This window comes from Mesorhizobium sp. M0239, from assembly GCF_040321815.1.
GTDB lineage: Bacteria > Pseudomonadota > Alphaproteobacteria > Rhizobiales > Rhizobiaceae > Mesorhizobium.
Genome location: NZ_JAMYSG010000001.1, coordinates 277,007 through 303,498 on the forward strand (window position 1 = coordinate 277,007; position 26,492 = coordinate 303,498).

Sequence of the window (26,492 nt, forward strand, 5' to 3'; positions counted from 1 at the left end):
CCGACGCTTTGCCTGGCTTTTACAAAGCCGATTTGCCGCGCCGTAAATGCTCGTCCAGGCGCGGCATGATCTCGACGAAGTTGCACGGCATGTGCCGGTAGTCGAGCTGCGCTTTCAGGATGCCGTCCCACGCGTCCTTGCAGGCGCCTGGCGAACCCGGCAGCACGAAGACGAAGGTGGCGTTGACGACGCCGCCGGTCGCCCGACTCTGGATCGTCGAGGTGCCGATCTTGTCGTAGGAAATCCGGTGGAACACTTCCGAAAAGCCATCCATGCGCTTTTCGAAGATCGGCTCCAGCGCGTCCGGCGTCACGTCACGGCCTGTGAAGCCGGTGCCGCCGGTGGTGATGACGACATCGATATTCTTGTCCTGTGACCACGCCAGAACCGTGTCGCGGATTTTCTCGCGGTCGTCGGTGACGATATTGCGGGCCGCCAGCAGATGGCCGGCCTCGGTGATGCGGTCGGCCAGCGTCTGGCCGGATTTGTCGTCGGCGAGGCTGCGCGTATCCGAAACGGTCAGCACCGCGATGCGCACGGGAATGAAGGAGCGGCTCTCGTCAATTCTGGCCATCTGCGCCCTCCGATGCGATGCTGCGCGTCGCGGCAACGAACCAGTCGGGCTGGCGGCCGCGGATTTCGGCGGCGGCGCGCTTGGCGACATTGCCGGTTTCGAACAGGCCGAAACATGTCGCGCCGGATCCCGACATCCGCGAGAACCCCGATCCGGCCTTGTTCAGCCAGGAAAGCGCCCTGCCGATTGCGGGTTGCACCTCCAGCGCCGCGGGCTCGAGATCGTTGCGGGTGATCTCCAGCCAGTTGCGCAGGCTGTGAAAATCGATGCTGCGCGGCAGCGGCGGCAAGGCCTCATTGTCGCGCCGGGAAAGCGCTGCAAAGACATCCGCCGTCGACACCGGGGTGCCTGGATTGACCAACACCAGGCCAAGCGCCGAAAAATCCGGCACCATCGACAGTTCATCGCCGATGCCACGCGCCACCAGCGGCTTTGCCGCCAGGCACATCGGCACATCGGCGCCAAGCGAAAGGCCGATCCGCGCCAGCTCGCTGCCATCGATGTCCAGCGCCCATGTCTCCACCAGTCCGCGCAGCACGGTCGCCGCGTCGCTCGAACCGCCGCCGACGCCGGAGGCAACCGGCAGGTTCTTTTCCAGCCGAATAGCGACCGGCGGTGTTCTCTCGTGCCCGGCTGTCTGCCGCAGGGCATCGCGCGCCTTGAGCACCAGATTGCTGGCGTCGAGAGGAACGGCCGGGGCGTAACGGCCGGATACGGTAAACTCATCGCCGTCGGCGGGCGCGATTTCGACCCTGTCGCCAAACCGTGTGAACACCGCCAGGCTCTCGATCAGATGATAGCCGTCAGGGCGCCTGCCGGTGACATGCAGCGCAAGATTGATTTTGGCGTGTGCGTGCCAGCTACGCGACCCGATGTCGGTGTCCACAATCGTCTGCGGGATGATGCTCAGTCCTTGGCCAGCCGGTATTCGCCGGTCTTCGGATCCTTGACCAAAGTGCCGATCGCGCCGTTGGCCGTTTGCTTTTCTGTGCGCCGCACCTTGGCGGTCACGCGCTCGGCTTCCCTAATGAAGGTGCGGTAGCCGAAATAGGCGGCAACGCCAACGACGGCGAAGAAAATGATCTGCGGCATGCCAAAACTCCTCCCACGCTGGGCCGGCGAAGGCGGCCGGTCGGGTCGGTTGATGCATGTCGACCCGCTTTTGGGAACACGACATGCATGAAACTCAAGCTCTCATGCTAGACGGTTTTGCCGGGTTTTCAAAGCCCGAAGCGAGACCACAATGCGCGCTCTTCCGCCGCATCGATCACGCCGCTGGCGGCAGCGGCTGCGATATCGGGCGCTGAAAAGCCCTTGCTTGAGCCGAACAGGCCGAAGCGGCTAAGGAAACCGCGCGGTGTCGTGATCAGCCTGAGTTGGGTTTTCGCCCCGAAACGGGTCTTGAGCACAGTGCGCATGTCGCCGAGCGCATCGACCAGCCCGAGTTCGAGGCCCTTGATGCCGGTCCAGAACAGGCCGGTGAACAGGTCCGGATCGTCCTTCAGTTTCGTGCCGCGCCGCTCCTTGACGAGGTCGATGAAGGTTGCGTGCACCTCGAGCTGCAGCGCCTTCAGCCGCTCGACATCTTCCTTTTTCTCGGGCTTGAACGGATCGAGCACCGCCTTGTTCTGGCCAGCGGTGTGGACACGTCGCTCGATGCCGATCTTCTTCATCAGTTCCGGGAAGCCAAACGAAGCCGAGACGACGCCGATCGACCCGACGATGGAGGACGGATCGGCAAAGATCTCGTCACCGGCGACCGCGATCATGTAGCCGCCCGACGCCGCGACATCCTCGACGAAGACCAGTACCTTTTTGTTCTTTTCCGTGGCCAGGTCACGGATGCGCTTGAAGATCAGCCTAGACTGCACCGGCGAGCCGCCCGGCGAATTGATCGAGATGGCGACCGCCGGCGCGTCGTAGGAAAACGCCTTCTCGATGAGGCCGGCGGTGGAAGCCAGCGACAGGCTCGGCCGAAACTGGCCACCGCCTGCCATGATGGTGCCGTGCAGCCGGATGACCGGAATGGTGACGACGGTGGAGCGCCAGGATTTCGGCAACAGGCGGTTGATGAGTCGTTTCACGAGGGCGCGGTCTCCGGTCGATAGGTTGCAGGCATGTAGGGATTTCCCGGCCAACGGCAATGTGGCCGGGCAGAATAGCTCAATCTCCGAACAGCGAGGCGAGGCCGTTGGTGATCATTTCGCTGCGCTCGTCGGGGCCGTTGCCTGATTGCGCGTGCAGCATCAGGGGCGGGCGGATGGCAAGCTTTCCCCGTGTCCCGAGCGCTGCCCGCACGACGATGCGGATCGCCGCCGCATCGGGACGAGGGTGGACGGCGAGCATCTCGGCATCGCCGAAGCGGCCGGCGATCGCATCGAGAATGGCTCCGAGCTGTTCGGGCCGGGCGATTACGGCGAACCCGCCGCGCGGCCTCACCACCGCCGCCGCACTTCTGATCCAGCTCTCGAACAGCCCGTCCTCCATGACATGGGCTTCCTTTCGCAGGCGATCCGATGTGGCGCGGTCCCGGGGAGCATTGAACGGCGGGTTCATGATGACGAAGTCGAAGTCGTTGTCGGCGAGGCCGGCGGCTGCCCGCGCCCGGCCCGATACGGTGACATCGGCGCCCAGCACGGATGCGCGATCGCTGAGATGGGCATTGCCGGGATGGGCAAGCGTCGCCGCCGCGAAGGCCGCCATTTCCGGCGCGCGTTCGACAAGCACCGCCTCTGCCGCCGGGCAGCGTGACAGCACCGCCAGTCCGGCAGCTCCGGCTCCGGCGCCGAAATCGGCCAGGCGCCCGCTAAAGGTCGATGGCACGGAGGCCGCCAGCATCATCGCATCCATGCCGGCGCGATGACCGCCATGTTTGGGCTGCACGAGCCAGAATCGGCCGCGATGGAAAGCGTCGACCGTATGGGCCGGCGTGTCCGGGACAAGGGCGGCGGGCGCGGCGGACATTATTTTCCGCGGATTTCGTTGGCGATGCCGGCATCCGTCAGGATGCGCCGTGCCGCGTCGGCCTGGTCGGCATCGACCATGACGCGTTTCTGCAAAAGGCCGATCGACCCTTCTAGAATGCTCATATTCTGATCGGCGACAAAGCAGGCGATGCCGGCGTCGCGCATCAGCGATTCAACAAAGGAGATGATCACGGCATCGTTGGTGCGGACAAGTTCTATCATCGTATGAAACTCGCAGTTTGCGCTATTGATGTAAACGGGGAGGGGATTCCGAGGCAGAGCCCCGTTCCCTCTCGGGTCCCCGTTCCCTCTCGGGTCGTTGACATTCCGTCATCGACGCCGCGCCAATTCGCCACTTGCCGTGGCCATGTCCGCCGCCCTAGAGTCCATGCAGGGACTAAGGGTGCCGTCGCACGCTCTATACCAAGACGGGAGTGATTGTTGTGGGTGTCGTTCTCAACATCGAAAACGGGAAGCGGGAGCCCGCCTCCATCAAGGATCTGATCGATCTGACAGTGGCGGATATGGGGCGCGTCAATGAATTGATCCTGTCCAAGGCCGGCTCCGACGTCGAGATGATCCCGGAGGTCGCCAACCATTTGATCTCGTCCGGCGGCAAACGGCTGCGGCCGATGCTGACGCTGGCCGCCGCGCAGATGTTCGGCTATGCCGGCGAGGGCCACGTCAAGCTCGCCACCTCCGTCGAATTCATGCACACGGCGACGCTTCTCCACGACGATGTCGTCGACGAGAGCGGCATGCGGCGCGGCAAGAAGACCGCCCGCATGATCTGGGGCAACCAGGCAAGCGTGCTGGTCGGCGACTTCCTGCTCGGCCAGGCTTTCCGCATGATGGTCGATGTCGGCTCGCTCGAAGCGCTCGATATCCTGTCGAGTGCTGCCTCCATCATCGCCGAGGGCGAGGTTATGCAGCTTGCCGCCGCCAAGAACCTCGAAACCACCGAGGACGAGCATTTCGCCGTCATCAAGGCCAAGACCGCCGCACTGTTTTCGGCTGCTGCCGAGGTCGGCCCCGTCATTGCCCAGGCGACCCGCAACGATCGTGCGGCGCTGCGCTCCTACGGCATGAATCTCGGCCTTGCCTTCCAGCTGATCGATGACGCGCTGGACTATGGCGGCACCAGCAAGGATCTCGGCAAGAATGTCGGCGACGATTTCCGCGAAGGCAAGGTGACCTTGCCGGTCATTCTCGCCTATCGGCGGGGCACGAAGGCCGAGCGCACTTTCTGGAAGCGTGCCATCGAGGACAATGTCACCGATGACGCCGGTCTGGAAAAGGCGATCGGCCTGATGACTCGCCATGGCGCCATTGCCGACACGATCGGACGCGCCCGCCATTTCGGCGAGATCGCCCGCGACGCGCTGGCGCCGCTGGAAGCGACGCCGCAGAAATCGGCGCTGATCGACGTCATCGATTTCTGCATCAGCCGGGTGAACTGAGCGGCGTCACCCGGTTGCCGGCTACTTCGCCTTTCCCGGCAAAGCGATTGCGGCAAGCAGGCTGACAACGATGCCCGCCGCCGCCAGCCAGAAGGCGATCTGTATGCCGTCGGCTATCGCGGCCTTCAGTGCATCGCCGCTCAATCCGCCGACATGGCTGTTGGCGATCGCGATCAACGTCGCCATGCCGATCGCGTTGCCGATGTTGAGCGTCGTGCAGGCCATCCCCGAGGCGACGCCCTGTTCGTCGTGAGCCACGCCCGACGCGGCCGCGATCCACATGGCGGTCCAGACGATGCCCTGTCCGACACCGGAGATGATCAGCCCTGGAACGAGAGCCAGATAGAAGCTGTTGGCTGATGCTCCAAGGACCATCAGCGCCGTGCCGGCCGCCCCTATGACCATGCCGCCGACCAGGGTCGAGCGGGTTGAAAAGCGCGTTGCCAGGCGTTCACCGAGCTGCGTGCCGGCGGCGATGGCGATCGACGGCACCAGGAAGGCGAGGCCGGTTTCCAGCGCGGTGAAGCCATGCACGGTCTGCAACAGGACGGTGAGGAAATAGGGCAGGGCCCCGAACGTTCCCATGAACAGGAAGGTGATCGTCATGCCGGCGACGAGGCTGCGATTGCGGAACAGCCGCAGCGGCATCAGCGGGTCAGCGCTCTTCGCCTCAATCAGCGCGAAGGCGATGATGAAGATCGCTGCCAGCGCGGCGCTGGCGATGATCGCTGGCGAACCCCAGCCATATTCAGGTCCCTGGACCAGCGTGAAGACCAGCAATGTGGCGCCTGCGGTGACGGTCAGCGCGCCCGGGAGATCGAAGTTGCGGTGCTCGCGCCGCTTGGGGTCGCGTGGAATGATGGCAAAAGCGGCGATGATGGCGATGCCTGCCAGCAGCACATTGACGTAGAAGACCGACGACCAGCCGAAGGCGCCTGTCAGGAATCCACCGGCCAGTGAGCCAAGGGTGAGGCCGCTCGCGCCGGCACCGCCCCACACCGCCAGCGCCCTGTTGCGTTCCGGTCCTTCGGCAAACAGGCGGTTGATCAGCGAGAGCGTCGCCGGGAACAGGAAAGCGCCGCCGATGCCTTGTACAGCGCGGGCAGCGATGATGATTTCCGGCGACCAGGCGAGGCCGCCGACCAGCGACGAAAGCGCATAGAGCCAGAGAGCGAAGATGAAAATGCGGCGCTGACCGATAAGGTCGGCGGCTCGGCCGCCGAACAGCAGAAAACCGCCGGTAAACACGGTGTAGGCGCTCACCACCCATTGCAAGGTCTGGCCGGAAAAGCCCAGTCCAGCCCCGATTTCGGGCAGCGCCACGAAGACGATGTTGATGTCGAGAGCGATGATAAGCTGGGCGAAGGCGAGCAATGCCAGCGTAGCGCCGAGCTTCGCGCCAACCTCTCCCTGTGTCGCCATGGCGCCGAACGGCAGCCCTTGATCGAATGAACTCATGCCAATCTCCTTTTGATTCTTTATCGATCGACAAAGAATTGAATTTGCAATCCGGAGTCAAGCGGATTATTTGTGGATCGATAAAGAAATGGAGGCTGCAATGGCGGGACGGCCAAGGGAGTTTGACAGAGCCCAGGCTCTGCAGAAAGCGCGCGATGCCTTCTGGATGCGCGGCTACGAGGGCACCTCGATGGCCGACCTCGTCTCCATGCTTGGCCTAGCCTCGGCGCGCATCTATGCCGCCTTTGGCTCGAAGGAGGATCTGTTTCGCGAAGCCGTTGTTCTCTACGAAACCAGCGAAGGAAGCTTCGCCACCAGCGCGCTTGCCGAGGAGCCGACCGCAAGGCGGTTTGTCGAGCGGTTGCTGCGCGATGCGATCGATATCTACACAAGGCCGGACTTGCCGAAAGGCTGCATGGTCGTCTCGGCCGCCACCAACTGCGCCACGGAAAACGATAACGTGCTGCACTGGCTGGCCGAGCGCCGACTGGCGCGCAATGCGTTGATTGTGGAGCGCTTGAAAAAGGGTGTTCGCGACGGCGACCTCAAGCCGAATACTGATCCGGAAGCGCTTGGCGACTACTACACCACACTGTTGTTTGGCCTCTCTGTGCAGGCGCGCGACGGGGTGCCGAAGAAGCGGCTGCATGACCTTATCACCGTGGCGATGCCTGCGCTCGACGGTTTCGTCTCACAGGCTTGAGTCTTGCTTCTGGCGCCTCGCGATTTCGACTGCAATTGGCTCGACAAGCTGCCCTGCCGCAAATTATCTATAAACATGGCAAAGGGCACAGACGACACCATCGCGGTGCGCATCAGCAAGGTTCTGGCGGACCGCATCATCTCCGGTGCGATCGAGCCAGGGGCCAGGCTTCGGCAGGATCATATCGCCGAGGAATTCCAAACCAGCCATGTTCCGGTGCGCGAGGCCTTCCGCCGTCTAGAGGCGCAGGGACTGGCCATCGGCGAGCCGCGCCGCGGCGTGCGTGTCGCGTCTTTCGATCTGGGCGAGGTCAAGGAGGTCGCCGAAATGCGGGCGGCACTCGAAGTGCTGGCGCTGCGCCACGCCGCGCCGCACCTGACATCGGCCATTCTCGATCTCGCGGAAGAGGCGACCAAGGCCGGCGACAAGTCCCGCGATGTCAGGTCGTGGGAAGAGGCCAACCGCGCCTTCCACCGCTTGATCCTGTCGCCATGCGGCATGCCGCGCCTGCTCGCGACCATCGACGACCTGCATGCGGCAAGCGCACGTTTCCTGTTCGCGGCATGGCGCTCGGAGTGGGAGACGCGCACCGATCAGGACCATCGCGCGATCCTCTCCGCCTTGCGGCAGGGAAACACCGAATCCGCGGCCGTCACACTGGGGCGGCACGTCCAATGGATTGGCCGCAAGCCGGTCAGGACGGCCTCCGGGACGACGCGCGAAGCTTTTGCCATCGTGGGTTAGACGGCCTCCGCCAAAGCCAGGGCTTGCAATCCCCAGGGAAGTGTGGATTCGATAATAGATCGAAAACAGAAATTATCTATAATTTGCAATCGATCGAAGGAATCCCAATGACAGACGTCGCATTCTCACCCGGCAAGCCGTCGTTCAGTCCGCTCCGGCTCCAGGATCGTTCTCTTGCCTGGCAGGTTGGAGCCGTCGTGCTTGGCACGCTGTTCCTGGCGCTGGCGTCCTATATCGAGGTGCCGATGGTGCCGGTCCCGGTAAACATGCAGACCTTTGCGGTGACCCTGATCGGCGCCCTCTATGGCTGGCGGCTTGGCGCGCTGACCATCGTCGCCTGGCTGGTCGAGGGGGCCATCGGCTTGCCGGTTCTGTCCGGAGGGGTAGGGGGCGCGTCGTATTTCGTCGGGCCGACGGGTGGCTATCTCTTCGCCTTCCCGCTTGTCGGCGCGCTGGTCGGCTGGCTGGCCGAACGCGGCTGGAACGGCAAAAGGGTGATGCTTGCCTTCGTCGCCATGCTGCTTGGCAACCTTGCCTGCCTTGTGCTTGGCACAGCATGGCTTGCCATCATGATTGGAGCCGAACAGGCCGTTGCCTTCGGCTTCCTGCCGTTCATCGTCGGCGGCTTGCTCAAGTCAGCGCTGGGTGCCGCGACCCTCATGGCCCTTCCCGGCGGCAAGGCGAAGCCGGCCAATCCGTGACGATCAGGCTGCGCGCCCATCACCTTCTTTGCCTGCTCACCTATGTGGGCAAGGGATACAGCCCCGCCTTCATCGCCAATTATGATCGCGTCGCGGAGCGCCTGAGCCGGGGCGAGGACATCCTCCTCGTTTCCGGCCCCGACGATGTCTGCGCTCCACTGCTCGACGAGCCGGAACCTCACTGCTTCAACGAGAGCGTCGTCGAGCGGGACCGGCTCGCCGCGCTGGATGTAGAGGAATTGCTGGCGCGGCCAATCCGTGTCGGCACCCACCTCGATCTCGACACGGGGACCTTAGCCCGGATGCGGCAGGCGTTTTCGGCTGGCCTTGTACGCAAGGCCTGCGGCGGCTGCGAATGGAACGAACTGTGCAGCACGATAGCGGCCGGTGGATATAGCGACGCGCTGGTGCAGCGGTCCGCGTCGCCAGCCGAGGGCTGATATTGGCCCCGAGCCTTAGCGGTCGAAGCCGAGCTCAAGGGTCGAAGCTGTGATATATTCGGCGCTGCGCAGGGCCATGGCCGAAATTCAAATCGGAAAACTGCCCCCTGTCGCCATGGTTTGTTAATCGGGTGCCCGGATTGTGAATTCGAGGCGGATTGAAGCGCGACCCCAAAAAGGCCATGCTTTGCCTGGAAAGATCGAGTCTACGCCGATCCCGCTGACGCGGAGATGGCGCCTGGCTGAAAGGGATACGATGCGGCAAGGATGTGCGCGCTGGCTGACAAGGCTGGCAATTGTGACAGGCATGGCGATCTCGGCTTTGCCGGCCTATGCCAAGCAGACCAGCGAACCGGTCAAGATCACGTCGTTTTCGGGCGCCTATCTGGCAGCCCGGATCGCCGAAGGCGATAACGACCTCGACAGCGCCATCGCCTACTACAAGCAAGCATTGGCCTTTGACCCGAGCGACACCGGCCTGCAGCAGAGCCTGATGCTGTCGCTGATCGCGCAAGGGCGCTTCGACGAGTCCCTGGTCTATGCCGACAAGCTCAAGGAAGTGCCTGACGTCGAGCGTTTCTCGCGGTTGGCGCTCGCCGTCGATTCCTTCCACAAGAAGGATTTCACCAAGGCGCAGTACTGGCTCAAGCTGTCGCTGGAATCCGATCTCGACCGGCTGATCTCCGGGGTGATGTCCGGCTGGGCGCAGCAAGGCGCCGGCGAGCCTGCCGATGCGATGGCGTCCATCGACAAGCTGCAGGGGCCGGATTGGTTCGGCCTGTTCAAGTCGTTCCACCGTGCCCTGATCGCTGATGCATCCGGCATGCCCGAAAAGGCCGAGGCGATCTATGCCGCGACCATGCAGGACACCGCCGCCGGTGGTGCCGCTCCCGAAACCTGGATGCGCAACGCCCAGGCTTACGCCTCGTTCCTGGCTCGCAAGGGCGACAAGACCAAGGCCCTGTCGGTGCTCGACCAGGCCGAGGCGTTTTCGCCGGGCAAGCTGGAAATCGTCGCCTTGCGCGACCGAATTGCAAAAGGCGACAAGATTGCGCCGCTGGTTGCCGGTCCATCCGATGGCGCCTCCGAAATCCTGCTCGACCTCGCCACCGCGCTCAACCGTGGTGGCGGCGAGCCCTTCGTCCGCCTCTATCTGCAATATGCGCTTGCTTTGAAGCCAGATAGCGACGCTGCCCTTGTGCAACTCGCCGCCGTGTCCGAGCAATTGAAGGACGGCGAAGGTGCCATCGCGCTCTATCGCCGGATTCCCGCCGCTTCGCCGCTGAAGGAGCTTTCGGACCTGCAACTCGGCCTCAATCTTGCCGATCTCGACCGTCACGAAGAAGCGATCACCCATCTGAAAGCCTTGGTCGACGCCCATCCCAATGACATGCGCGCCTATCTGGCGCTCGGTGGCGTCTATTCCTCGAAGGACGATTTCCGTTCGGCCGCCACTCTCTACGATAAGGCCGTCGAGGTGCTGAAGGCGCCGACCGCGGCCAACTGGAACATCTTCTACCAGCGCGGCATCGCTTATGAGCGCCTGAAGGAATGGCCCAAGGCCGAGCCGAACTTCCGCAAGGCGCTGGAACTGTTCCCCGACCAGCCGCAAGTGCTGAACTATCTCGGCTATTCCTGGGTCGACATGAACATGAACCTCAAGGAAGGCCTGGCGATGATTCAAAAGGCCGTCGACCTCAGGCCGAGCGACGGTTACATCGTCGATTCGCTGGGTTGGGCCTATTTCCGCCTCGGCAGGTTCGATGACGCGGTGCGCGAAATGGAACGCGCCGTGTCGCTGAAGCCGGAAGATCCGGTTCTCAACGATCACCTCGGCGACGCCTACTGGCGCGTCGGCCGCAAGCTGGAAGCCACCTTCCAGTGGAACCAGGCTCGCGACCTGAAGCCGGATCCCGATGTGCTGGCCAACTTGCAGCAGAAGCTGATGAAGGGCCTGCCGCCGATCGAATCCAACACGGCGCAGGAGACCCCGAAGGTCAAGCCGGAGCCGGTGCCCGCCCCGAAGGGATGAAGTCAGCCATTTGAATTCAACGCAAGCGGGGCTCTTTCGGAGTCCCGTTTTCGTTTGAACCGTATTAGGCCGGCTGCCTCAGAAGAGCTTGCGATAGACGACGAAGCCGGAGTGTTCGGCGACCTTGTCGTAAAGCTTCATCGCCGTGTGATTGGTCTCATGCGTCAGCCAGTACACGCGGCCCGAGCCGGCCGCCTGGGCGCGCTCGTAGACGCCCTCGATCAGCGCCCGTCCGATGCCTTTGCCACGCGATGCCTGCGTGGTGAAAAGGTCCTGCAGATAGCAATTCGGTGCGATCGCCGTGGTGCTGCGATGGAAGAGATAGTGCACGAGGCCGAGAAGCTGTCCCTCGCCTTCGGCCACCAGCGCGTGGACCGGCTCATAGGCATCGAAGAAACGAGACCATGTCATCTGGGTAATCTCACCCGGCAGGGCCGTTTCGCCCGAGCGGCCATAAAATGCATTGTAGCCATCCCACAGCGGCAGCCATTGCTCGAAATCCTGTCGCGCGACAGGGCGGATGACGATCGGGCTGGGCATGGCTGAAACCTGTTGTCGTTGCTGCACAGGCAAACAGAGCGTAGGCCCGAGAGATGGGCAATGGGCCAGCCCCTGCAAAGCTTTCAACATTGTCCATAATGTCGGGGTGACGGCATCGGCGTGCTTTGCTTGACGCTTTGCTGCTGGGTCTCTAGGACGTGCCGGCAAGCTAGCCTGTGCTGTCGAGGCCACCCGTGACAATTGAAATCCCCGCCCATATGCATCCCAGCCGCTCGTTCCAGGGGCTGATCCTGACCTTGCACAACTATTGGGCGGCCTATGGCTGCGTCATCCTGCAGCCCTACGACATGGAAGTCGGCGCCGGCACGTTTCATCCGGCAACGACGCTGCGCGCGCTCGGCCCAAAACGCTGGAACGCTGCCTATGTCCAACCCTCGCGTCGTCCCAAGGATGGCCGCTATGGCGAGAACCCGAACCGGCTGCAGCATTATTACCAGTACCAGGTGATCCTGAAGCCGAACCCGCCCAATTTGCAGGAGCTCTATCTCGGCTCGCTGGCGGCGATCGGCGTCGATCCGCTGCTGCACGACATCCGCTTCGTCGAGGATGATTGGGAAAGCCCGACGCTGGGCGCCTGGGGTCTCGGCTGGGAATGCTGGTGCGACGGCATGGAAGTCTCGCAGTTCACCTATTTCCAGCAGGTCTGCGGCATCGAATGCGCGCCTGTGGCCGGCGAACTAACTTACGGGCTGGAGCGGCTGGCCATGTATGTGCAGGGCGTCGACAATGTCTACGACCTCAATTTCAACGGCCGCGAAGGCGCCGACAAGGTCACCTATGGCGATGTCTTCCTGCAGGCCGAGCAGGAATATTCGCGCCACAATTTCGAATACGCCAACACGGCGATGCTTCTGCGCCACTTCGAGGACGCCGAGGCCGAGTGCAAGGCGCTGCTCGACGCCGGCGCGCCGGCATCGAACGACAATCTGCCGATGCACCGCATGGTTTTCCCGGCCTACGACCAGTGCATCAAGGCCAGCCATGTCTTCAACCTGCTCGACGCACGCGGCGTGATTTCGGTCACCGAGCGGCAGAGCTATATCCTGCGGGTGCGCAATCTGGCCAAGGCTTGCGGTGAGGCATTTTTGAAGACGCAGGCGGGTGGCTTGGCGGCCTGAGTCTCAGGCCCGCTTCATCATCTCGAAGGAAGCTTTGATCGGCAGTATGTTCTGGCTGCTGGCACCGTCGATCGTGCGCAATGCCTGTCGAACGCCTGGCATCGAGAAGGCACCGTGAGCCTGCGCGGTGAAGCAGGCGCCGAGTGCGAGGATCTGCAGAAGTCTGGATGCCGTTTTCATGATCGTTGAGCCAAATGTTCCCTGCCTGAGCGTGGGTCGCTTCAGCGCTGCGTTCGGTTCATGGAAATCTTTGATCCAAGGACGGGTGGCGTGGTCTCGTCCCGACAGGGCGGTCAAAATTTGTGTAAAGGGTGACAGCAGCCAGCCGAGTTGCTATGCCCCGCCCGGACCACTCTCCCGCATGAGCTGACCCCGATGCCTGACCTGCTTCTAGAACTTCGCTCCGAGGAAATCCCTGCGCGCATGCAGCGCAAGGCGGCGGGTGATCTCAGGAAGATGCTGACCGACGGTTTGGTCGAGGCGGGACTGACCTATGAGGCGGCGCGCGAGTACTGGACGCCGCGGCGGCAGACCCTCGACATCAGGGGCCTGACCGCGCGCTCGAAGGATATAAGCGAAGAGATCAAGGGGCCTTCGACATCGGCGCCTGAACAGGCGGTCCAGGGTTTCCTGCGCAAGGCCGGACTTTCCTCGATCGCCGAGGCGCATGTCCATTCCGATCCGAAGAAAGGCGATTTTTATGTCGCCCACATTTCGAAGCCGGGCAGGGCGGCGGAGGAGATCATCGCCGAACTGGTGCCGGGCATCATCCGCAATTTTCCGTGGCCGAAATCGATGCGCTGGGGGCCGGCCTCGGCCAAGCCCGGTTCACTGCGCTGGGTACGGCCGCTGCAATCGATCCTGTGCACCTTCGGCCCGGAAACAGAGGAGCCTGTCGTGGTCGATTTCGAGATCGACGGCATTCGCTCCGGCAACATCACCTATGGCCACCGCTTCCATGCGCCGGATGCCATCACGGTGCGCCGCTTCGACGACTATGTCTCCAAGCTGGAAGCGGCCAAGGTCGTGCTCGATGCCGACCGGCGCAAGGAGATCATCCTTGCCGATGCCCGCAATCTCGCCTTCGCCAACGGGCTTGATCTGGTTGAGGACGAAGGGCTGCTGGAGGAAGTGTCCGGGCTGGTCGAATGGCCGGTCGTGCTGATGGGCGAGTTCGAGGAGGCATTCCTCGCCATTCCAGCCGAAGTGATCCGGCTGACCATTCGCGCCAACCAGAAGTGCTTTGTGACGCGGCCGCAGGGTTTCGACGACGCGCTTTCCAATCGCTTCATCCTCACCGCCAATATCGAAGCGAGGGATGGCGGCAAGGAGATCGCCCACGGCAATGGCAAGGTGGTGCGCGCCCGCCTGTCCGATGCGCTCTATTTCTGGACGACCGACCAGGGCGACTTGCCTGACCTGCGTGAGCTCGAGGCATCGGCGGAAAAATTCGGGCTTGATCTCAAGAAGCCGCTCGACCAGCGCATGGCCCGCCTCGACCATCTCGGCGTGACTTTCCACGCCAAGCTCGGCACGCAAGGCGAACGGGTGGAGCGGATTGCGCGGCTTGCCGAGGAACTGGCGCCGATCATCGGCGCCGATCCGGCACTGGCGCGGCGCGCTGCCGTCTTGGCCAAGGCCGATCTCACCACCGAAGTCGTTGGCGAGTTCCCAGAACTGCAAGGCGCTATGGGTCGCAAATATGCGCTGCTTCAGGGCGAGCATGCATCGGTCGCCGCTGCAGCGGAGGAACACTACAAGCCGCAGGGCCCGTCCGATCGCGTACCGAGCGATCCAGTGTCGGTCGCTGTCGCGCTCGCCGACAAGCTCGATACGCTGGTCGGCTTTTGGGCGATCGATGAAAAGCCGACCGGGTCGAAGGATCCCTACGCACTGCGCAGAGCTGCTCTTGGGGTGGTGAGGCTGGTGCTGGATAACGAGACGCCGGTAAGCCTTCTTTCGATCGTAGCTGAACATCGAAGAATCATTGAAGACCAGATCGACCGCCGGCACGCTGAAGAGCAGGTCAAGTTGGGTGGCGACTATGTGAGTGCACGGGCGCACGCCGGCGACGGAAAGTCTGGGGATCGCGACCTCCTGGCCTTCTTCCACGATCGCCTAAAGGTCTACCTCCGCGATCAAGGCGCTCGGCACGACCTGATCGATGCGGTGCTGGCGACAGGTTCGCGCCCGATCTCCCCCCTAGAGGGGGAGATGTCGGCGAAGCCGACAGAGGGGGGCGCTGTCCCGCCGTCCTCTCAGCGCCAAGTACCCCCCTCTGCCCTGCCGGGCATCTCCCCCACAAGGGGGGAGATTGGCCAATCGTCCAATGACGACCTGCTGCAGATCGTGCGCCGGGTCGAGGCGCTGGGCTCCTTCCTCGACACCGAGGATGGCAAGAACCTGCTCGCCGGCACCAAGCGTGCGGCCAACATTCTGGCCGCCGAGGAGAAGAAGAAAACGGTGGTCGCCGAAACCGTTGAGTCGGCACTCTTGCGCGAGGATGCCGAGAAATCGCTGTTTGCGGCGGTGAATCAGGCTGAGAAGCAAGCCGGCGAAGCGATTCAAAACGATGACTTTTCCGCCGCCTTGCTGGCGCTTAGCGTGTTGCGCGAACCGGTTGATTCATTCTTTGAGCATGTTCTTGTAAACGATGAGGATCAGGCGGTGCGTGCCAACCGCCTGGCGCTGCTCGCCCGCATCCGCGCGGCCACCGGCCAGGTCGCGGATTTCTCGAAGATCGCAGGTTAAGGCGAAGAAAATATTCTTTGCCGCCGGCCGTTCGAGCCGGCTTACAGGCATATGGCGATGATCTCTCCGTGGCAAAAGGGACATGTTCCCCAACCCCACGGAGGCTTCTATGAATTCCGATCACGACATCGAAGTGACAGAAGAAACCCCGGCTTCCGCCGAGGCGCTTGAATCCGCTTCCGAAACCATCCTCGATCATGCCGCCGCCGCAGCGGTCGAAGCCGCTGACCTGTCTGATGACGACGCGAAGAGTCCACCGAAACTGCCACGCTCTCGGATGACGACGAAGATGAAGACGACGAGGACGAAGACGAAGACGACGCCGAGGATAGCGTGAAGGCTGAAGGCGACGAGTCCGAAGAAGATGACGACAAGGAAGAAGCGGCCTGATTTTTTCAGCCGCCGGTTCCATCGATGGCAAGGCGGTGCTGAGGCGCCGCCTTTCCCTGTCAGTCGTCCCCGAAGCCGACTGTCAGCCGCCCCGGGCGACGGCCCGGTCAGTTCTCGAGAATGCTGACGCGCACGCTGTTTTCGTAGACATCGACCTGGATCAGCGGTTCGCCATTGACGATGGCGCGCTTGGTCGAGGAACTCATCGCGCCGCCGCGTTCCAGCATGCGTTGCAGGTCGGCGCGCTGGCCGTTGGTCCTGAACCAGCCATCACCCTCGTCGTCGCTGTCACGGCGGTGGAATTTGTGCCAGTTGGCGCGGTCCTGCCGCACCATCTGCGCGGCATTGTCCAGCGCATAGCCGTCACTCGCCTGATGGTCGCGATCGGAAATGCGCGCGACATAAGATCCCAGCATGTCGTCGGCGTGAGCTGCGACGACGCCAAGCAGTGACGCCAGCAGAAGGCCAGCCCCGGTTACGATTCCAGCTTTTCTCATGGTCCCCCCCTTTACCCCCTAGTGATGAAATCCCGTCTGCCAAAACCGCCTGGCGAAATACAGGCGATGGCGTCCTGCGGCTGACATAAACCGAAACGGGGTTTGCTTGGCAATGGTGCGCCGGGCGCCAGACCGCCGTCAAGTCACGCCATCGATGTCAGCCTGTCTTCAAGCCGGGGCTATTTGGTGTAGCCGTTGGGAGGCATGCGCTGACCTGCAGCCGGCGCCGGGGGACTCGGCGGGGTGGGTTGGTTCTCGGTCCCCGAGGGGGCTGCGGAGGCGGTGGCCGTTGCCGGCGCCGTGCCAGCGGCCGGCGCAGTACCTGTCGCTGGTGCAGCGGTTGGCGCCGGTGCCGGGAAGTCGGGACCGGTAACGCCGCCACGAATGACCATCGGGCCTGGCTGGAAGCCGTGCCCGGTCGCGGGCTTGTCCGGGATCGCCGCTACCTTTTCATCGGTGACGTCGGGCTGCGATTCCCCTATTGCCACCACCGACCGCGCATCGCTGGCGTTGACTGCATCGGCGGTTCCAGGCTGGTTGGGGGCGCCGATCCTGACGATCGATGGTGTGGAGGATGGCGTGCCTGGAAAAACCAGGGATGACGCCTGGGCTTCGCCGGCCGCAGCAGCAAGAATGATACCCAACAAGATACGCGCAGACACTGATATCGCTCCCCTTTGCCCAGAAGCTGTTCGATAGCAGGCCAGAATTGATGCCGGCTTTCGTGGAAACATAGCATTTTAGGGATTGATAAATCGCCAATGCTCCTGCTCGCCAACAATCGGTTACCCAACAGCGACTTGCCCAACGGCCGCCGTCGTACTACGCACCCCGCATCTGTGAGGTGACGAGAGTGGCTGAAATACTTGGCTCGGGCGAGGCGCTGGAGCGGGCGCTGGCGCTGCTCAGGGAGGGCGATGTCGTCGCCATCCCGACGGAAACCGTCTACGGGCTTGCCGGCGACGCCACCAACGGCATCGGTGTGGCGCGCATTTTCGAGGCCAAGGGCCGGCCGCGCTTCAACCCGCTGATCGCTCATGTCGCAGATATGGCGATGGCAGAGCGCCTCGCGCTGTTCGATCCGCTGTCCAGGAAACTGGCGCTGGCATTCTGGCCAGGTCCGCTGACGCTGGTGCTGCCGCAACGACCCGGCAACGGCATCCATCCGCTGGTCACCGCCGGGCTCGATACGATTGCCTTGCGCATGCCGAGGGGCTTTGGCGGCGAGCTGATCGCCAGGCTCGGCCGCCCGCTTGCAGCGCCCAGCGCCAATTCATCCGGCAGGATCAGCGCAACGACCGCGCAAGCGGTGGCCGCCGATCTCGGTGCGCGGATAAAGCTGGTGGTCGATGGCGGGGCGACGCCGGTCGGGCTGGAATCGACGATTCTCAAGGCCGAGGGGGACAGATTGCGGCTGCTGAGGCCCGGCGGCATCGCCGCCGCGGAGATCGAGGCGGCCATCGGCATGGAATTGTTGCGCGGCGGCATCGCCGGTATCGAGGCGCCGGGCATGCTTGCCTCGCACTATGCGCCAGGTGCTGCGATGCGGCTCCATGCCGGCACGGTCGGCGAGGGCGAGGCTTTGCTCGGCTTCGGCAGCCAGAGGGCGCAAGGCTGGCGCCGCGCCGAAGCCTTCCTCAATTTATCCGAAACCGGGGACCTGCGCGAAGCGGCGAGCAATCTGTTCGCCTATATGCAGGAGCTCGACCGCAGCGGCGCGCGGACCATCGCCGTCGAGCCTATTCCCTTCGACGGGCTCGGCGAAGCGATCAACGATCGGCTGTCGCGTGCCGCCGCGCCTCGTGACATCCACAACCCGCAACATAGTTTTCCCCCATGACCGAAATCACAGAGACACTCGATCCCGCTCTCATAGATCGCTTCACGGCGATCGTCGGCGACAAATATGCACTGCGCGACGAGCGCGATATCGCGCCCTACCTCATTGAGCGACGGGGGCTCTGGCACGGCGCGACATCGTTGGTGCTGCGGCCGGGCAGCGTCGACGAAGTCAGCCGGATCATGCGGCTGGCGACCGAGACAGGCACGCCAATCGTGCCGCAAAGCGGTAACACCGGGTTGGTCGGTGCCCAGGTGCCGGACAGGTCCGGGCGCGAAATCGTCCTGTCGCTGTCGCGGCTGAACCGCATCCGTGAAATCGATGTCTTGTCCAACACGGTGACGGTCGAGGCCGGTGTCATCCTGCAGACGCTGCAGGAGGCGGCCGACGCCGCCGACCGGCTGTTCCCACTGTCGCTGGCCGCGCAAGGCTCCTGCCAGATCGGCGGCAATCTTTCCTCCAATGCCGGCGGCACCGGCGTGCTTGCCTATGGCAATGCGCGCGAACTCTGTCTCGGTGTCGAGGTGGTGCTGCCGACCGGCGAGGTGTTCGACGACCTGCGCAAGCTGAAGAAGGACAACACCGGCTACGATCTGAAAAACCTGTTCGTCGGTGCCGAAGGCACGCTCGGCGTCATCACCGCCGCCGTGCTCAAACTGTTCCCGAAGCCGAAGGGGCGCGAAGTCGCCTTCGCCGGCCTGTCGTCGCCAGAGGCAGCACTTTCGCTGTTCAGCCTGGCCATGGATCGTGCCGGGGCAGCACTCACCGCTTTCGAACTGATCGGCAAGCGGCCCTATGATTTCACGCTGGCGCATGCCCAGGGCGTGGTGCGGCCGCTGATCGAGGACTGGCCGTGGTACGTGCTGATGCAGATTTCGTCCGGTCGTTCATCGGAGGATTCGAGAGCCTTGATCGAGGACGTGCTTTCGGCCGGCCTTGAACAGGAATTCGTCGGCGACGCCGTCATTGCCGCGAGTCTCACGCAGGGCGATGCCTTCTGGAATTTCCGCGAGCTGCTGCCCGAGGCGCAGAAGCCGGAGGGCGCCTCGATCAAGCACGACATTTCGGTGCCTATTGCATCGATTCCGCGTTTCATCGCGGAGGCTGCCGGCGCCGTGGCGTCGGTGAGCGCCGGTGCCCGCGTCGTCTGCTTCGGCCATATGGGCGACGGCAATCTCCACTACAACATTTCGCGGCCCGTCGACGGCGACGATGAGGCGTTCCTCGCTCTCTATCATCCCATGAACAAGGCGGTGCACGATGTGGTGCGCAGCCTGCACGGTTCGATCTCGGCCGAGCACGGCATCGGCCAGTTGAAACGCGACGAACTGATCGCCACCGCGCCGCCGATGGCGATCGATCTGATGCGAAGGGTTAAGGCCGCTTTCGACCCGGCCGGCATCATGAATCCGGGTAAGGTTATCTGATCCTTTCGACATCTTGTGGCTGGTGGGATTCCGATAACCATCCCTGAGATCAGCAAAATTTAACCGACTTTCTTAAGCGGGGCGGTAAGGAGCCCGCGCTACTGTCTCCATACAAACGAGGCTGGAAAAACCGGCCCGGAGAGAACCGGACACCGGCTCTCAGGAGACAGACAGGAAGGCCACTCTATGAACACCGGACTGAAGCCAGTCTGGGCGGGACGCAACATGCGTCTCGACCCATTCCGCCTGCCGCAAGTGGTGAGCTACGCGACTCGCGACGACTACGGCGATGTAACCTTCACCATCGACCAGCGCGGCGCCGTGATCCGCCGCCTGCTCGAGATGAGCGGCCTGCCCGCGATCATCGTTCTGCCCGCCAATGCGTTCCGCGGCGTTGCCGCCCGCGCCATGGAAGACCCGGACGGCAATGTCACGGTGACCCTGGAACTCCTGCACAACGACCCGATGCTGTCGGTGCCGCTGCTTGTGGCCGACGATCTCGACGATGTCGCAGCCGACTGGCGCGCCTGGGCCGACGCTTACCGTCTGCCGATGCTGCTGATCGAATCGGACGGCGTCGCCCGCACCCTGGAAGAATCGCTCGGCGCCGCCATCAAGACGCTGCCGCCGCAGGATAGGCGCAAGGGGCGGATTTCGAACACGCGCCGCCCGCGTTTCCTCGCTCGCCGCAGAGCAGGCGCCCTCGGTCTCAGGCTGGTCATCGACGGCCAGGAGATTATTTCGCGCGACTGAGCATGATCCCGCTGGGAATGCTGAAACGGGAAGCCGCTAAACCAGCGGCTTCAGCGCCACCCACACAGCGCCGCCGATCAGGCCGAGGAAGATCAGCCAGCCGACCTGGTTGTTCGACCTGAACAGTCGCAGGCATTGGTCCGGATTGTCGATATCCAGAACCGCGATCTGCCGCGCCATATGGGCGCCGGCGGCAATCAGCCCGGCCAGCGCCACCACCGGCGCCTGCGCCGACGCGAAGGCGATCGCAAAACAGATCAGCGCGCCACCATAAAGCCCTGCCAGCCACGACTTGGTGTTGTCGCCGAACAAGCGTGCCGTCGAGCGCACGCCGACGATGGCGTCATCTTCCTTGTCCTGATGCGCGTAGATCGTGTCGTAGCCGATCACCCACAGGATCGAGCCGATATAAAGCATGATGGCAGGCCCATCGAGATCGCCGAACTCGACCGCCCATCCCATCAGCGCGCCCCAGGAAAAGGCAAGGCCAAGCACCAGTTGCGGCCAGTTGGTTATCCGCTTCATGAATGGATAGATGGCGATGACCGCCAGTGAGCAGATGCCGAGCAGGACGGCGAAGCTGTTGAACTGGATGAGCACGACGAGGCCGACCAGAGCCTGCAGGACGAGAAACAGCCATGCCCGCCGGCGGGTCGCCTTGCCCGACGGCAGCGGTCGCGAGCGCGTGCGCTCCACCTGGCTGTCGATGTCCTCGTCGACGAGGTCGTTGTAGGTGCAGCCGGCGCCACGCATGGCGATGGCCCCGACCAGGAAAAGCACGAGATACACTGGTGCCGGCAGCAGTGAGAGCAGCGGGTCGCCGGGACGCGGATAGGCGCTTGCCGCCAAGGCCGCCGACCACCAGCACGGCCACAGCAGCAGCTGCCAGCCTATCGGCCTGTCCCATCGGGCAAGCTGCGCATAGGGCCATATCGAGCGCGGCAGCACGCGGTAGACCCAATGGCCGTTCGGAGCATCGGCGACACGGCCCTGGGCCGCTTTCGACTGGATGTTTTCCATGTCCATGGAGTGGCAGCAGCGGCAGAAACCGTCAAGCGTCAAGCGGGAGAGTGGTGCACGTCAGCCTTTCACGAGGCAAAGATGTCGCGGGTGGCGAACCAGTCCCTGGCCACCTCGACGAAGGCCAGCGCTGCATTCGATACACGCTGATGCGTGTCATAGGTGAGCAGGATCCGCTGCATGGGCAGCGGATCGGATAGCGGCTTGCAGATCAGCGGCAGCCCGTCATAGCTGCGGTCGCCGTGCGGGCGGGTATAGCTGACCGCGACGCCGAAGCCGTTGGCGACCATGCTGCGCTGCAGTTCGAACGAGCTCGTCGTCATGTCGGCCGCTGGCGAAAGGCCGCGGCTGCGGAACAGGTCGAGCATGTGCTGCCAGCTGTGCGGCTGGTCCGTCGTGATCAGCGGATAGGCGGCAAGATCCGCAAGGCTGACCGACGGGCGATCCGCCAGGGCATGGCCCGCCGGCAACAGCGCATGCGGCCGAAGTTCGCGCAGCAGGATGCGGGCGAAATGCGTCGGCAGGCTGAGATCATAAGTCAGGCCGAGATCGATGGCCGCATCACCCAGCCGTCGTCCCAGGGTCTCGAACGTCTCGTCGCGAACGACGATTTTGACGGCTGGATGGCGTTCGGAGAAGGCGCGGATCAAAGCCGGCGCGAAGAAAGGCGCCAGATCCTCGAAGCATCCCAGCACCAACTCACCGCTGACAGCCGATTTGCTTGAACCCAGGCCGACGAGTTCGTCCGTTTCGGTGAGAACCTGCCTTGCCTTGGCCACGACGGCGCGGCCGAACGATGTCGGCGACACGCCGCTTCCGCGCTGGCGGACGAACAGCTTCTGGCCGAAATTCTTTTCGACCGCGTCGATCGCCACCGAAATCGACGGCTGAGAGACGTTCAGCATCTTTGCCGCGCCGGTGACGCTACCGTGACGCGCCACGGCAACCAGGTAGCGCAGCTGCGTCAGGGTCACGCTCATAGAGGCACTCTATATGTCAGATCGAAAGTTATTATTTTACCGAATGAATAGGTGTTGCGATAATGGCTTCATTCCAAGAGGAAAACGCCATGGCTTCCCAGACTGCCACCATCGATGCCACCATGATCGGCGCGTCCACGATTGCCGACTATCAGCGTGACGGCGCTGTCTGCATCCGCGGCGCCTTCAAGGGCTGGGTCGACACGATTGCCGCCGGCATCGAACGCAACATGCAGAACCGCAGCGCCACCGCATCCGACATCGCCAACGGCCGCGGCAGTTTCTTCGATGACTACTGCAACTGGGAGCGCATCCCCGAATTCGTCAGCTTGGTGCGGGACTCACCCGCCGCCGAACTGGCGGCGGCGGTGATGCAGTCGCGCACCGCGCAGTTCTTCCACGATCATGTGCTGGTCAAGGAACCCGGCACGCAGAAGCCGACGCCCTGGCATCAGGACATCCCCTACTATTTCGTCGATGGCCGGCAGACGGTGAGCTTCTGGATTCCCATCGACCCGGTGAAGGAAGCGACGCTGCGCCTGATCGCCGGCTCGCACAAATGGGACAAGATGATCCTGCCCGTGCGCTGGCTCGACGACAGCAACTTTTATGCCGGCGAGGGCGACTATCTGCCGGTGCCCGATCCCGACCAGGATCCGTCGATGAAGGTGCTCGAATGGGAAATGGAGCCGGGCGACGCCATCCTGTTCGACTTCAGGACCGCGCACGGCGCCCGTGGCAATATGACCGCGGCGCGGCGCCGGGCGCTGTCGCTGCGCTGGGTCGGTGACGATGCGCGCTATGTCGAGCGGCCGGGCCGCACCTCGCCGCCCTATCATGGCCATGGCATGCAGCCGGGACAGAGATTGCGCGAGGATTGGTTTCCGGTGGTCTACCAGGGCTGAGGCGGCAGCCAGAATATGAGCGCCGGTATTCGAGGCCCATATTCTGGCTGGGGTAACGTTCCCGTGCGCAATTCCGATCAAAACACCCTGATGCCTTGACCCGTCGCCCGGAGAGCAATAGCGGGTGCTCCAAGAGACTGTTTCGAAATTCGCGCTGGCGAGTCATATGGTGGTGGTTTCGAGAACCGTAGCGGAGCGGACATTTGGTCCGTGAGCAACGGAAGCGCAGAAAACGCCATCAGATGGCCGCCAGAGCAGAATTTCGGCATCAAGAGGTGGCCATGAACGTTCTTCTTCTGGGCTCCGGCGGCCGCGAACATGCGCTCGCCTGGAAGATTGCCGCATCACCGCTGCTGACAAAGCTCTATGCGGCTCCCGGCAATCCGGGCATCGGCAGCGAGGCTGAGCTGGTGAAGCTGGATTTAGCCGACCACGCCGCCGTGGCCGCGTTCTGCCGGGAGAAAAAAATCGACCTCGTGGTGGTCGGTCCGGAGGGGCCGCTGGTCGCCGGCATTGCCGACGATCTGCGCGCCGAAAATATCCGCGTCTTCGGTCCCTCCAAGGCTGCCGCACAGCTGGAAGGTTCGAAGGGATTCACCAAGGACCTCTGTGCCCGCTACGACATCCCGACTGCCGCCTATGGCCGCTTCAGTGATCTGGCCTCGGCCAAGGCATATGTCGAAAAGACCGGAGCGCCGATCGTCATCAAGGCCGACGGGCTCGCTGCCGGCAAGGGCGTCACCGTCGCCATGACGCTCAGTGAAGCACAGGCAGCACTCGATGCCTGCTTCGATGGTTCCTTCGGCGCTGCCGGCGCGGAAGTTGTGGTCGAGGAATTCATGACCGGCGAGGAGGCGAGCTTCTTCTGCCTCTGCGACGATAACACCGCGCTGCCCTTCGGCACCGCGCAGGACCACAAGCGCGTCGGCGATGGCGACACTGGCCCCAACACAGGCGGTATGGGCGCCTATTCGCCGGCCCCGGTGATGACGCCGGAACTGGTCGAGCGCACCATGCGCGAGATCATCGAGCCGACCATGCGCGGCATGGCCGAACTTGGCGCGCCGTTCTCCGGCGTGCTGTTTGCCGGGCTGATGATCACCGACAAGGGACCGAGGCTGATCGAATACAACACCCGTTTCGGCGACCCGGAATGCCAGGTGCTGATGATGCGGCTGAAGGACGATCTGCTGGTCCTGCTCAACGCGGCGACCGACGGCCAGCTTGCGCATACTTCGGTGCGCTGGCGCGACGAGGCGGCCTTGACCGTGGTGATGGCGGCGAGAGGCTATCCCGGAACACCGGAAAAAGGCTCGGTCATCCGCGGCGTCGAAGACGCGGCGAGCGACGGCGTCCAGATATTCCACGCCGGTACCGCCATCAATGGCGGCGCGCTGGTTGCCAATGGCGGCCGCGTCCTCAACGTGACGGCATCAGGCGCCACGGTCGGCGAGGCACAGAAACGAGCCTATGCCGCGCTTGACCGCATCGATTGGCCGGACGGGTTCTGCCGCCGCGATATCGGCTGGCAGGCCGTGGCGCGCGAACAGGGAACCTGAAGTTCCGCGTTGGCTCACCGCTGGCCGCGATCGAGTTCGGTGGAAGCGGTGCTGAGCGGATCGGACAAGGCAAAGGCAGCGTCGAGTTGTGCGGGCGAACGCCGCTCGGTCCGCTTCCAGGCGACATATTGGACAATGCCGAAACTCGGTCTCCGGGGCACCGTCTTCACGACTGGCATGCGGAAGCCGTCGCGGAAACGGGACCAGCGTGTGCCCAACGCTGCAACCATGTCCTCGAAAGTCGGCGGCGCGGCCACAGACGCAAAGGTGATGGTGACATTGCCGGCGAGGCCGGCCTCGCGTGAGACCGGAAGCGGTATCGAGGCGAGATAGTCCGGCGGCACGTCGATAAGCCCACCGAACGGCCATTGCGCGCGCAGCGTGGCGGCGTCTGTCGGCGCGACATTGACGTCTATGTCGTTAGGCGTGCCGGCAACCCTGTAAGGGCAGCGGAAACGGCCGCAATTGGCTTGCGCCGAAAACTGCCAAAGTGCGTAGCCTTGCCAGTTGCCCATCGGGAAATGCACGTCGATGTCGTTGGTGTAGCGCGCATACCAGAGCGGCAGCCGCGACAGGAGCCGGTATCGGTAGCTGTTGTCGGCAATGTACTGGGCGGTCTTGCCGTTGGTGTACAGCACCGGGAAACGGCCGATGCGGCGATGCACCTGGCGTACGAACTCCTCGGCGTCGTCAAGCGACATCCATTGCGAGGGATCATTGCCCTCGATGTCGAGAGCCATGAGATCGTCCGGCGCAGGCTCGGCGAAATCGAGGAAATTGTTGGCCTGCTCGACCGGATTGCCGGGGCGGGCAAGGTGATAGGCGCCCCATTTCAGGCCGAGTGCCTTGGCCACCACCCTGCGCGTCTGGAACAGTTCGCGCGTCACCGCATGACGTTTCCACAGCGCCTTGCAAAGCTTCACCTCGATGTCGTTGCCCAAGCAGAAATAGGCCGGCGGCATGCCGTCGGAGGCTTTGTTGATGAAGCCGACGACCCGCTTGTCGGTGGCGAGCTGGGCCCAGTCGATGGAATTGTATTCGTAGGCATCGACGACCAGAGCGCGGTCGGCGTTCTTCCACGGCTCGGAAAAATCCGAGGCCGTTGCCGCCGTCGAAAGCGCCATCGTCGCCGCAAGAGCGAGGAGCGCTGTGCGGCGAAGAAGGCGCACCGTCCTTTTCAAAACAGGGAATCCCCGTTGATCAAAGGCAAATCCTGAACCGTCATGGTTAAGGATTTGCTTTCGGGAGGCCGGCTTCAGAAAAGCTGGCGTCGCATCAGCGGCTCGAATCCAAACGGATCGGGCGCGGGCTCTTGCCGCAGCGTGCCTTCGGCGGCGCGTTTGCGGTGATGGGCCAGAGAGCATTGCGGGGAGCACCATATGCCGCGATCCGACCAGTAGGCGGCACCGTGGTCCAGTCTGCCCCCATGGTAGCAGAACCCCTCCGCTCGATAGGGCAGGCCGCATTCGATGCAGCGATAGGCGTCGGGTCTGGCAAGCATGGGCGGTTCCGGTTGCTGGTTCTGATCTCACGCCGGTCGATCCGGCATGGCTTGAACTTAATACGCGCCGCCCCGATTGCAAAATCCGCGTGACAAATTTGAGGCTTACAAA

The 26,492-nt window shown here is 63.3% G+C and carries 29 protein-coding genes; 14 read left to right on the plus strand and 15 right to left on the minus strand.

Annotated features, from left to right (window positions below; translation table 11 throughout):
• Nucleotides 1-19: 19 nt before the first annotated feature.
• The 6 genes from moaB to NKI99_RS01320 all read right to left on the minus strand — a co-directional run bounded on the left by moaB (nt 20) and on the right by NKI99_RS01320 (nt 3,762).
• On the minus strand, nt 20-574 hold the full coding sequence (gene moaB, locus NKI99_RS01295) for a molybdenum cofactor biosynthesis protein B (protein ID WP_023808669.1): 555 nt from the start codon (nt 572-574) through the stop codon (nt 20-22).
• On the minus strand, nt 561-1,460 hold the full coding sequence (locus NKI99_RS01300) for a 4-(cytidine 5'-diphospho)-2-C-methyl-D-erythritol kinase (protein WP_023808668.1): 900 nt from the start codon (nt 1,458-1,460) through the stop codon (nt 561-563). Before NKI99_RS01300 ends, moaB begins: the two co-directional genes overlap by 14 nt.
• 20 nt (nt 1,461-1,480) lie before the next feature.
• The gene (locus NKI99_RS01305; protein ID WP_023808667.1) at nt 1,481-1,666 is read right to left on the minus strand and encodes a membrane protein; all 186 of its coding nucleotides are present in this window, start codon (nt 1,664-1,666) and stop codon (nt 1,481-1,483) included.
• Between the two features lie 128 nt (nt 1,667-1,794).
• Complete coding sequence (locus tag NKI99_RS01310; protein WP_023808666.1) at nt 1,795-2,658, minus strand: S49 family peptidase; 864 nt, start codon at nt 2,656-2,658, stop codon at nt 1,795-1,797.
• 79 nt (nt 2,659-2,737) lie between these two features.
• Nucleotides 2,738-3,538 (minus strand): tRNA1(Val) (adenine(37)-N6)-methyltransferase, encoded by an 801-nt coding sequence (locus tag NKI99_RS01315; protein ID WP_352609407.1) that lies wholly within the window; start codon nt 3,536-3,538, stop codon nt 2,738-2,740.
• Nucleotides 3,538-3,762: a putative signal transducing protein gene (locus tag NKI99_RS01320; RefSeq protein WP_127257011.1), complete on the minus strand. Its 225-nt coding sequence runs from the start codon at nt 3,760-3,762 to the stop codon at nt 3,538-3,540. Before NKI99_RS01320 ends, NKI99_RS01315 begins: the two co-directional genes overlap by 1 nt.
• Nucleotides 3,763-3,983: 221 nt before the next feature.
• Here NKI99_RS01320 and NKI99_RS01325 point away from each other — a divergent pair, with 221 nt between their 5' ends.
• On the plus strand, nt 3,984-5,000 hold the full coding sequence (locus NKI99_RS01325; protein WP_023808663.1) for a polyprenyl synthetase family protein: 1,017 nt from the start codon (nt 3,984-3,986) through the stop codon (nt 4,998-5,000).
• Between the two features lie 21 nt (nt 5,001-5,021).
• On the opposite strand, the gene NKI99_RS01330 is transcribed toward NKI99_RS01325, so the two are convergent.
• Nucleotides 5,022-6,458, minus strand: coding sequence for an MFS transporter (locus NKI99_RS01330; RefSeq protein ID WP_352609408.1), 1,437 nt, complete (start codon nt 6,456-6,458; stop codon nt 5,022-5,024).
• Nucleotides 6,459-6,558: 100 nt separating this feature from the next.
• Between NKI99_RS01330 and NKI99_RS01335 the strand changes: the two genes are divergently transcribed.
• The 5 genes from NKI99_RS01335 to NKI99_RS01355 all read left to right on the plus strand — a co-directional run bounded on the left by NKI99_RS01335 (nt 6,559) and on the right by NKI99_RS01355 (nt 11,078).
• Nucleotides 6,559-7,161 (plus strand): TetR/AcrR family transcriptional regulator, encoded by a 603-nt coding sequence (locus tag NKI99_RS01335; RefSeq protein ID WP_352609409.1) that lies wholly within the window; start codon nt 6,559-6,561, stop codon nt 7,159-7,161.
• A 75-nt stretch (nt 7,162-7,236) separates the two neighbouring features.
• Nucleotides 7,237-7,905: a GntR family transcriptional regulator gene (locus NKI99_RS01340; RefSeq protein WP_127272279.1), complete on the plus strand. Its 669-nt coding sequence runs from the start codon at nt 7,237-7,239 to the stop codon at nt 7,903-7,905.
• 107 nt (nt 7,906-8,012) lie between these two features.
• Entirely contained in the window at nt 8,013-8,606 is a 594-nt protein-coding gene (locus tag NKI99_RS01345) for a biotin transporter BioY (protein WP_352609411.1), read from the plus strand.
• Nucleotides 8,603-9,046 carry a DUF1284 domain-containing protein gene (locus tag NKI99_RS01350; protein ID WP_352609413.1) on the plus strand — a complete coding sequence of 148 codons (444 nt, stop codon included), beginning with the start codon at nt 8,603-8,605 and terminating at the stop codon, nt 9,044-9,046. The genes NKI99_RS01345 and NKI99_RS01350 overlap by 4 nt, the downstream gene beginning before the upstream one ends.
• Nucleotides 9,047-9,302: 256 nt before the next feature.
• A complete protein-coding gene (locus NKI99_RS01355; protein ID WP_352609415.1) occupies nt 9,303-11,078 on the plus strand; it encodes a tetratricopeptide repeat protein in 1,776 nt (591 codons plus the stop codon).
• Between the two features lie 78 nt (nt 11,079-11,156).
• Here NKI99_RS01355 and NKI99_RS01360 read toward each other — a convergent pair whose 3' ends face one another.
• On the minus strand, nt 11,157-11,618 hold the full coding sequence (locus NKI99_RS01360; protein ID WP_023808656.1) for a GNAT family N-acetyltransferase: 462 nt from the start codon (nt 11,616-11,618) through the stop codon (nt 11,157-11,159).
• Between the two features lie 218 nt (nt 11,619-11,836).
• On the opposite strand from NKI99_RS01360, the gene NKI99_RS01365 reads away from it, so the two are divergent.
• Entirely contained in the window at nt 11,837-12,757 is a 921-nt protein-coding gene (locus tag NKI99_RS01365; RefSeq protein ID WP_056581147.1) for a glycine--tRNA ligase subunit alpha, read from the plus strand.
• Between the two features lie 3 nt (nt 12,758-12,760).
• Here the strand turns inward: NKI99_RS01365 and NKI99_RS01370 are convergent, their stop codons facing one another.
• A complete protein-coding gene (locus tag NKI99_RS01370) occupies nt 12,761-12,937 on the minus strand; it encodes a hypothetical protein (RefSeq protein WP_164755492.1) in 177 nt (58 codons plus the stop codon).
• A 195-nt stretch (nt 12,938-13,132) separates the two neighbouring features.
• Between NKI99_RS01370 and glyS the strand changes: the two genes are divergently transcribed.
• Both glyS and NKI99_RS01380 read left to right on the plus strand, forming a co-directional pair.
• Nucleotides 13,133-15,508 carry a glycine--tRNA ligase subunit beta gene (gene glyS, locus NKI99_RS01375; protein ID WP_128302475.1) on the plus strand — a complete coding sequence of 792 codons (2,376 nt, stop codon included), beginning with the start codon at nt 13,133-13,135 and terminating at the stop codon, nt 15,506-15,508.
• Between the two features lie 109 nt (nt 15,509-15,617).
• The gene (locus NKI99_RS01380; protein WP_502895878.1) at nt 15,618-15,845 is read left to right on the plus strand and encodes a hypothetical protein; all 228 of its coding nucleotides are present in this window, start codon (nt 15,618-15,620) and stop codon (nt 15,843-15,845) included.
• Between the two features lie 160 nt (nt 15,846-16,005).
• On the opposite strand, the gene NKI99_RS01385 is transcribed toward NKI99_RS01380, so the two are convergent.
• On the minus strand, nt 16,006-16,395 hold the full coding sequence (locus tag NKI99_RS01385; protein ID WP_023808652.1) for a hypothetical protein: 390 nt from the start codon (nt 16,393-16,395) through the stop codon (nt 16,006-16,008).
• Between the two features lie 179 nt (nt 16,396-16,574).
• A complete protein-coding gene (locus tag NKI99_RS01390) occupies nt 16,575-17,057 on the minus strand; it encodes a hypothetical protein (RefSeq protein WP_352609417.1) in 483 nt (160 codons plus the stop codon).
• A gap of 191 nt (nt 17,058-17,248) precedes the next feature.
• On the opposite strand from NKI99_RS01390, the gene NKI99_RS01395 reads away from it, so the two are divergent.
• The 3 genes from NKI99_RS01395 to NKI99_RS01405 all read left to right on the plus strand — a co-directional run bounded on the left by NKI99_RS01395 (nt 17,249) and on the right by NKI99_RS01405 (nt 20,415).
• Entirely contained in the window at nt 17,249-18,235 is a 987-nt protein-coding gene (locus NKI99_RS01395; RefSeq protein WP_352609419.1) for an L-threonylcarbamoyladenylate synthase, read from the plus strand.
• Nucleotides 18,232-19,662: an FAD-binding oxidoreductase gene (locus NKI99_RS01400; protein ID WP_352609422.1), complete on the plus strand. Its 1,431-nt coding sequence runs from the start codon at nt 18,232-18,234 to the stop codon at nt 19,660-19,662. Before NKI99_RS01395 ends, NKI99_RS01400 begins: the two co-directional genes overlap by 4 nt.
• Nucleotides 19,663-19,848: 186 nt before the next feature.
• A complete protein-coding gene (locus NKI99_RS01405) occupies nt 19,849-20,415 on the plus strand; it encodes a DUF6101 family protein (protein WP_023808648.1) in 567 nt (188 codons plus the stop codon).
• A 36-nt stretch (nt 20,416-20,451) separates the two neighbouring features.
• On the opposite strand, the gene ubiA is transcribed toward NKI99_RS01405, so the two are convergent.
• Nucleotides 20,452-21,435, minus strand: a complete 984-nt coding sequence (ubiA, locus tag NKI99_RS01410) for a 4-hydroxybenzoate octaprenyltransferase (protein WP_023808647.1) — start codon at nt 21,433-21,435, stop codon at nt 20,452-20,454.
• A gap of 68 nt (nt 21,436-21,503) precedes the next feature.
• Nucleotides 21,504-22,415 (minus strand): LysR family transcriptional regulator, encoded by a 912-nt coding sequence (locus NKI99_RS01415; protein ID WP_352609424.1) that lies wholly within the window; start codon nt 22,413-22,415, stop codon nt 21,504-21,506.
• A gap of 89 nt (nt 22,416-22,504) precedes the next feature.
• On the opposite strand from NKI99_RS01415, the gene NKI99_RS01420 reads away from it, so the two are divergent.
• A complete protein-coding gene (locus NKI99_RS01420) occupies nt 22,505-23,320 on the plus strand; it encodes a phytanoyl-CoA dioxygenase family protein (protein WP_352609426.1) in 816 nt (271 codons plus the stop codon).
• Between the two features lie 281 nt (nt 23,321-23,601).
• Nucleotides 23,602-24,879, plus strand: a complete 1,278-nt coding sequence (purD, locus tag NKI99_RS01425; protein ID WP_023808644.1) for a phosphoribosylamine--glycine ligase — start codon at nt 23,602-23,604, stop codon at nt 24,877-24,879.
• 14 nt (nt 24,880-24,893) lie between these two features.
• Here purD and NKI99_RS01430 read toward each other — a convergent pair whose 3' ends face one another.
• Entirely contained in the window at nt 24,894-26,003 is a 1,110-nt protein-coding gene (locus NKI99_RS01430) for a glycoside hydrolase family 25 protein (RefSeq protein WP_352609468.1), read from the minus strand.
• A 131-nt stretch (nt 26,004-26,134) separates the two neighbouring features.
• The gene (locus NKI99_RS01435) at nt 26,135-26,380 is read right to left on the minus strand and encodes a hypothetical protein (protein ID WP_352609429.1); all 246 of its coding nucleotides are present in this window, start codon (nt 26,378-26,380) and stop codon (nt 26,135-26,137) included.
• Between the last annotated feature and the right edge of the window lie 112 nt (nt 26,381-26,492).

Bases quoted from the DNA above. Each gene is read 5' to 3' on its own strand.
- moaB (WP_023808669.1), bottom strand. From the start codon at position 574: ATGGCCAGAATTGACGAGAGCCGCTCCTTCATTCCCGTGCGCATCGCG.
- NKI99_RS01305 (WP_023808667.1), bottom strand. From the start codon at position 1,666: ATGCCGCAGATCATTTTCTTCGCCGTCGTTGGCGTTGCCGCCTATTTC.
- NKI99_RS01315 (WP_352609407.1), bottom strand. From the start codon at position 3,538: ATGTCCGCCGCGCCCGCCGCCCTTGTCCCGGACACGCCGGCCCATACG.
- NKI99_RS01320 (WP_127257011.1), bottom strand. From the start codon at position 3,762: ATGATAGAACTTGTCCGCACCAACGATGCCGTGATCATCTCCTTTGTT.
- NKI99_RS01330 (WP_352609408.1), bottom strand. From the start codon at position 6,458: ATGAGTTCATTCGATCAAGGGCTGCCGTTCGGCGCCATGGCGACACAG.
- NKI99_RS01335 (WP_352609409.1), top strand. From the start codon at position 6,559: ATGGCGGGACGGCCAAGGGAGTTTGACAGAGCCCAGGCTCTGCAGAAA.
- NKI99_RS01340 (WP_127272279.1), top strand. From the start codon at position 7,237: ATGGCAAAGGGCACAGACGACACCATCGCGGTGCGCATCAGCAAGGTT.
- NKI99_RS01345 (WP_352609411.1), top strand. From the start codon at position 8,013: ATGACAGACGTCGCATTCTCACCCGGCAAGCCGTCGTTCAGTCCGCTC.
- NKI99_RS01355 (WP_352609415.1), top strand. From the start codon at position 9,303: ATGCGGCAAGGATGTGCGCGCTGGCTGACAAGGCTGGCAATTGTGACA.
- NKI99_RS01360 (WP_023808656.1), bottom strand. From the start codon at position 11,618: ATGCCCAGCCCGATCGTCATCCGCCCTGTCGCGCGACAGGATTTCGAG.
- NKI99_RS01365 (WP_056581147.1), top strand. From the start codon at position 11,837: ATGCATCCCAGCCGCTCGTTCCAGGGGCTGATCCTGACCTTGCACAAC.
- NKI99_RS01370 (WP_164755492.1), bottom strand. From the start codon at position 12,937: ATGAAAACGGCATCCAGACTTCTGCAGATCCTCGCACTCGGCGCCTGC.
- glyS (WP_128302475.1), top strand. From the start codon at position 13,133: ATGCCTGACCTGCTTCTAGAACTTCGCTCCGAGGAAATCCCTGCGCGC.
- NKI99_RS01380 (WP_502895878.1), top strand. From the start codon at position 15,618: ATGAATTCCGATCACGACATCGAAGTGACAGAAGAAACCCCGGCTTCC.
- NKI99_RS01385 (WP_023808652.1), bottom strand. From the start codon at position 16,395: ATGAGAAAAGCTGGAATCGTAACCGGGGCTGGCCTTCTGCTGGCGTCA.
- NKI99_RS01400 (WP_352609422.1), top strand. From the start codon at position 18,232: ATGACCGAAATCACAGAGACACTCGATCCCGCTCTCATAGATCGCTTC.
- NKI99_RS01405 (WP_023808648.1), top strand. From the start codon at position 19,849: ATGAACACCGGACTGAAGCCAGTCTGGGCGGGACGCAACATGCGTCTC.
- ubiA (WP_023808647.1), bottom strand. From the start codon at position 21,435: ATGGAAAACATCCAGTCGAAAGCGGCCCAGGGCCGTGTCGCCGATGCT.
- NKI99_RS01415 (WP_352609424.1), bottom strand. From the start codon at position 22,415: ATGAGCGTGACCCTGACGCAGCTGCGCTACCTGGTTGCCGTGGCGCGT.
- NKI99_RS01420 (WP_352609426.1), top strand. From the start codon at position 22,505: ATGGCTTCCCAGACTGCCACCATCGATGCCACCATGATCGGCGCGTCC.
- purD (WP_023808644.1), top strand. From the start codon at position 23,602: ATGAACGTTCTTCTTCTGGGCTCCGGCGGCCGCGAACATGCGCTCGCC.
- NKI99_RS01430 (WP_352609468.1), bottom strand. From the start codon at position 26,003: ATGGCGCTTTCGACGGCGGCAACGGCCTCGGATTTTTCCGAGCCGTGG.
- NKI99_RS01435 (WP_352609429.1), bottom strand. From the start codon at position 26,380: ATGCTTGCCAGACCCGACGCCTATCGCTGCATCGAATGCGGCCTGCCC.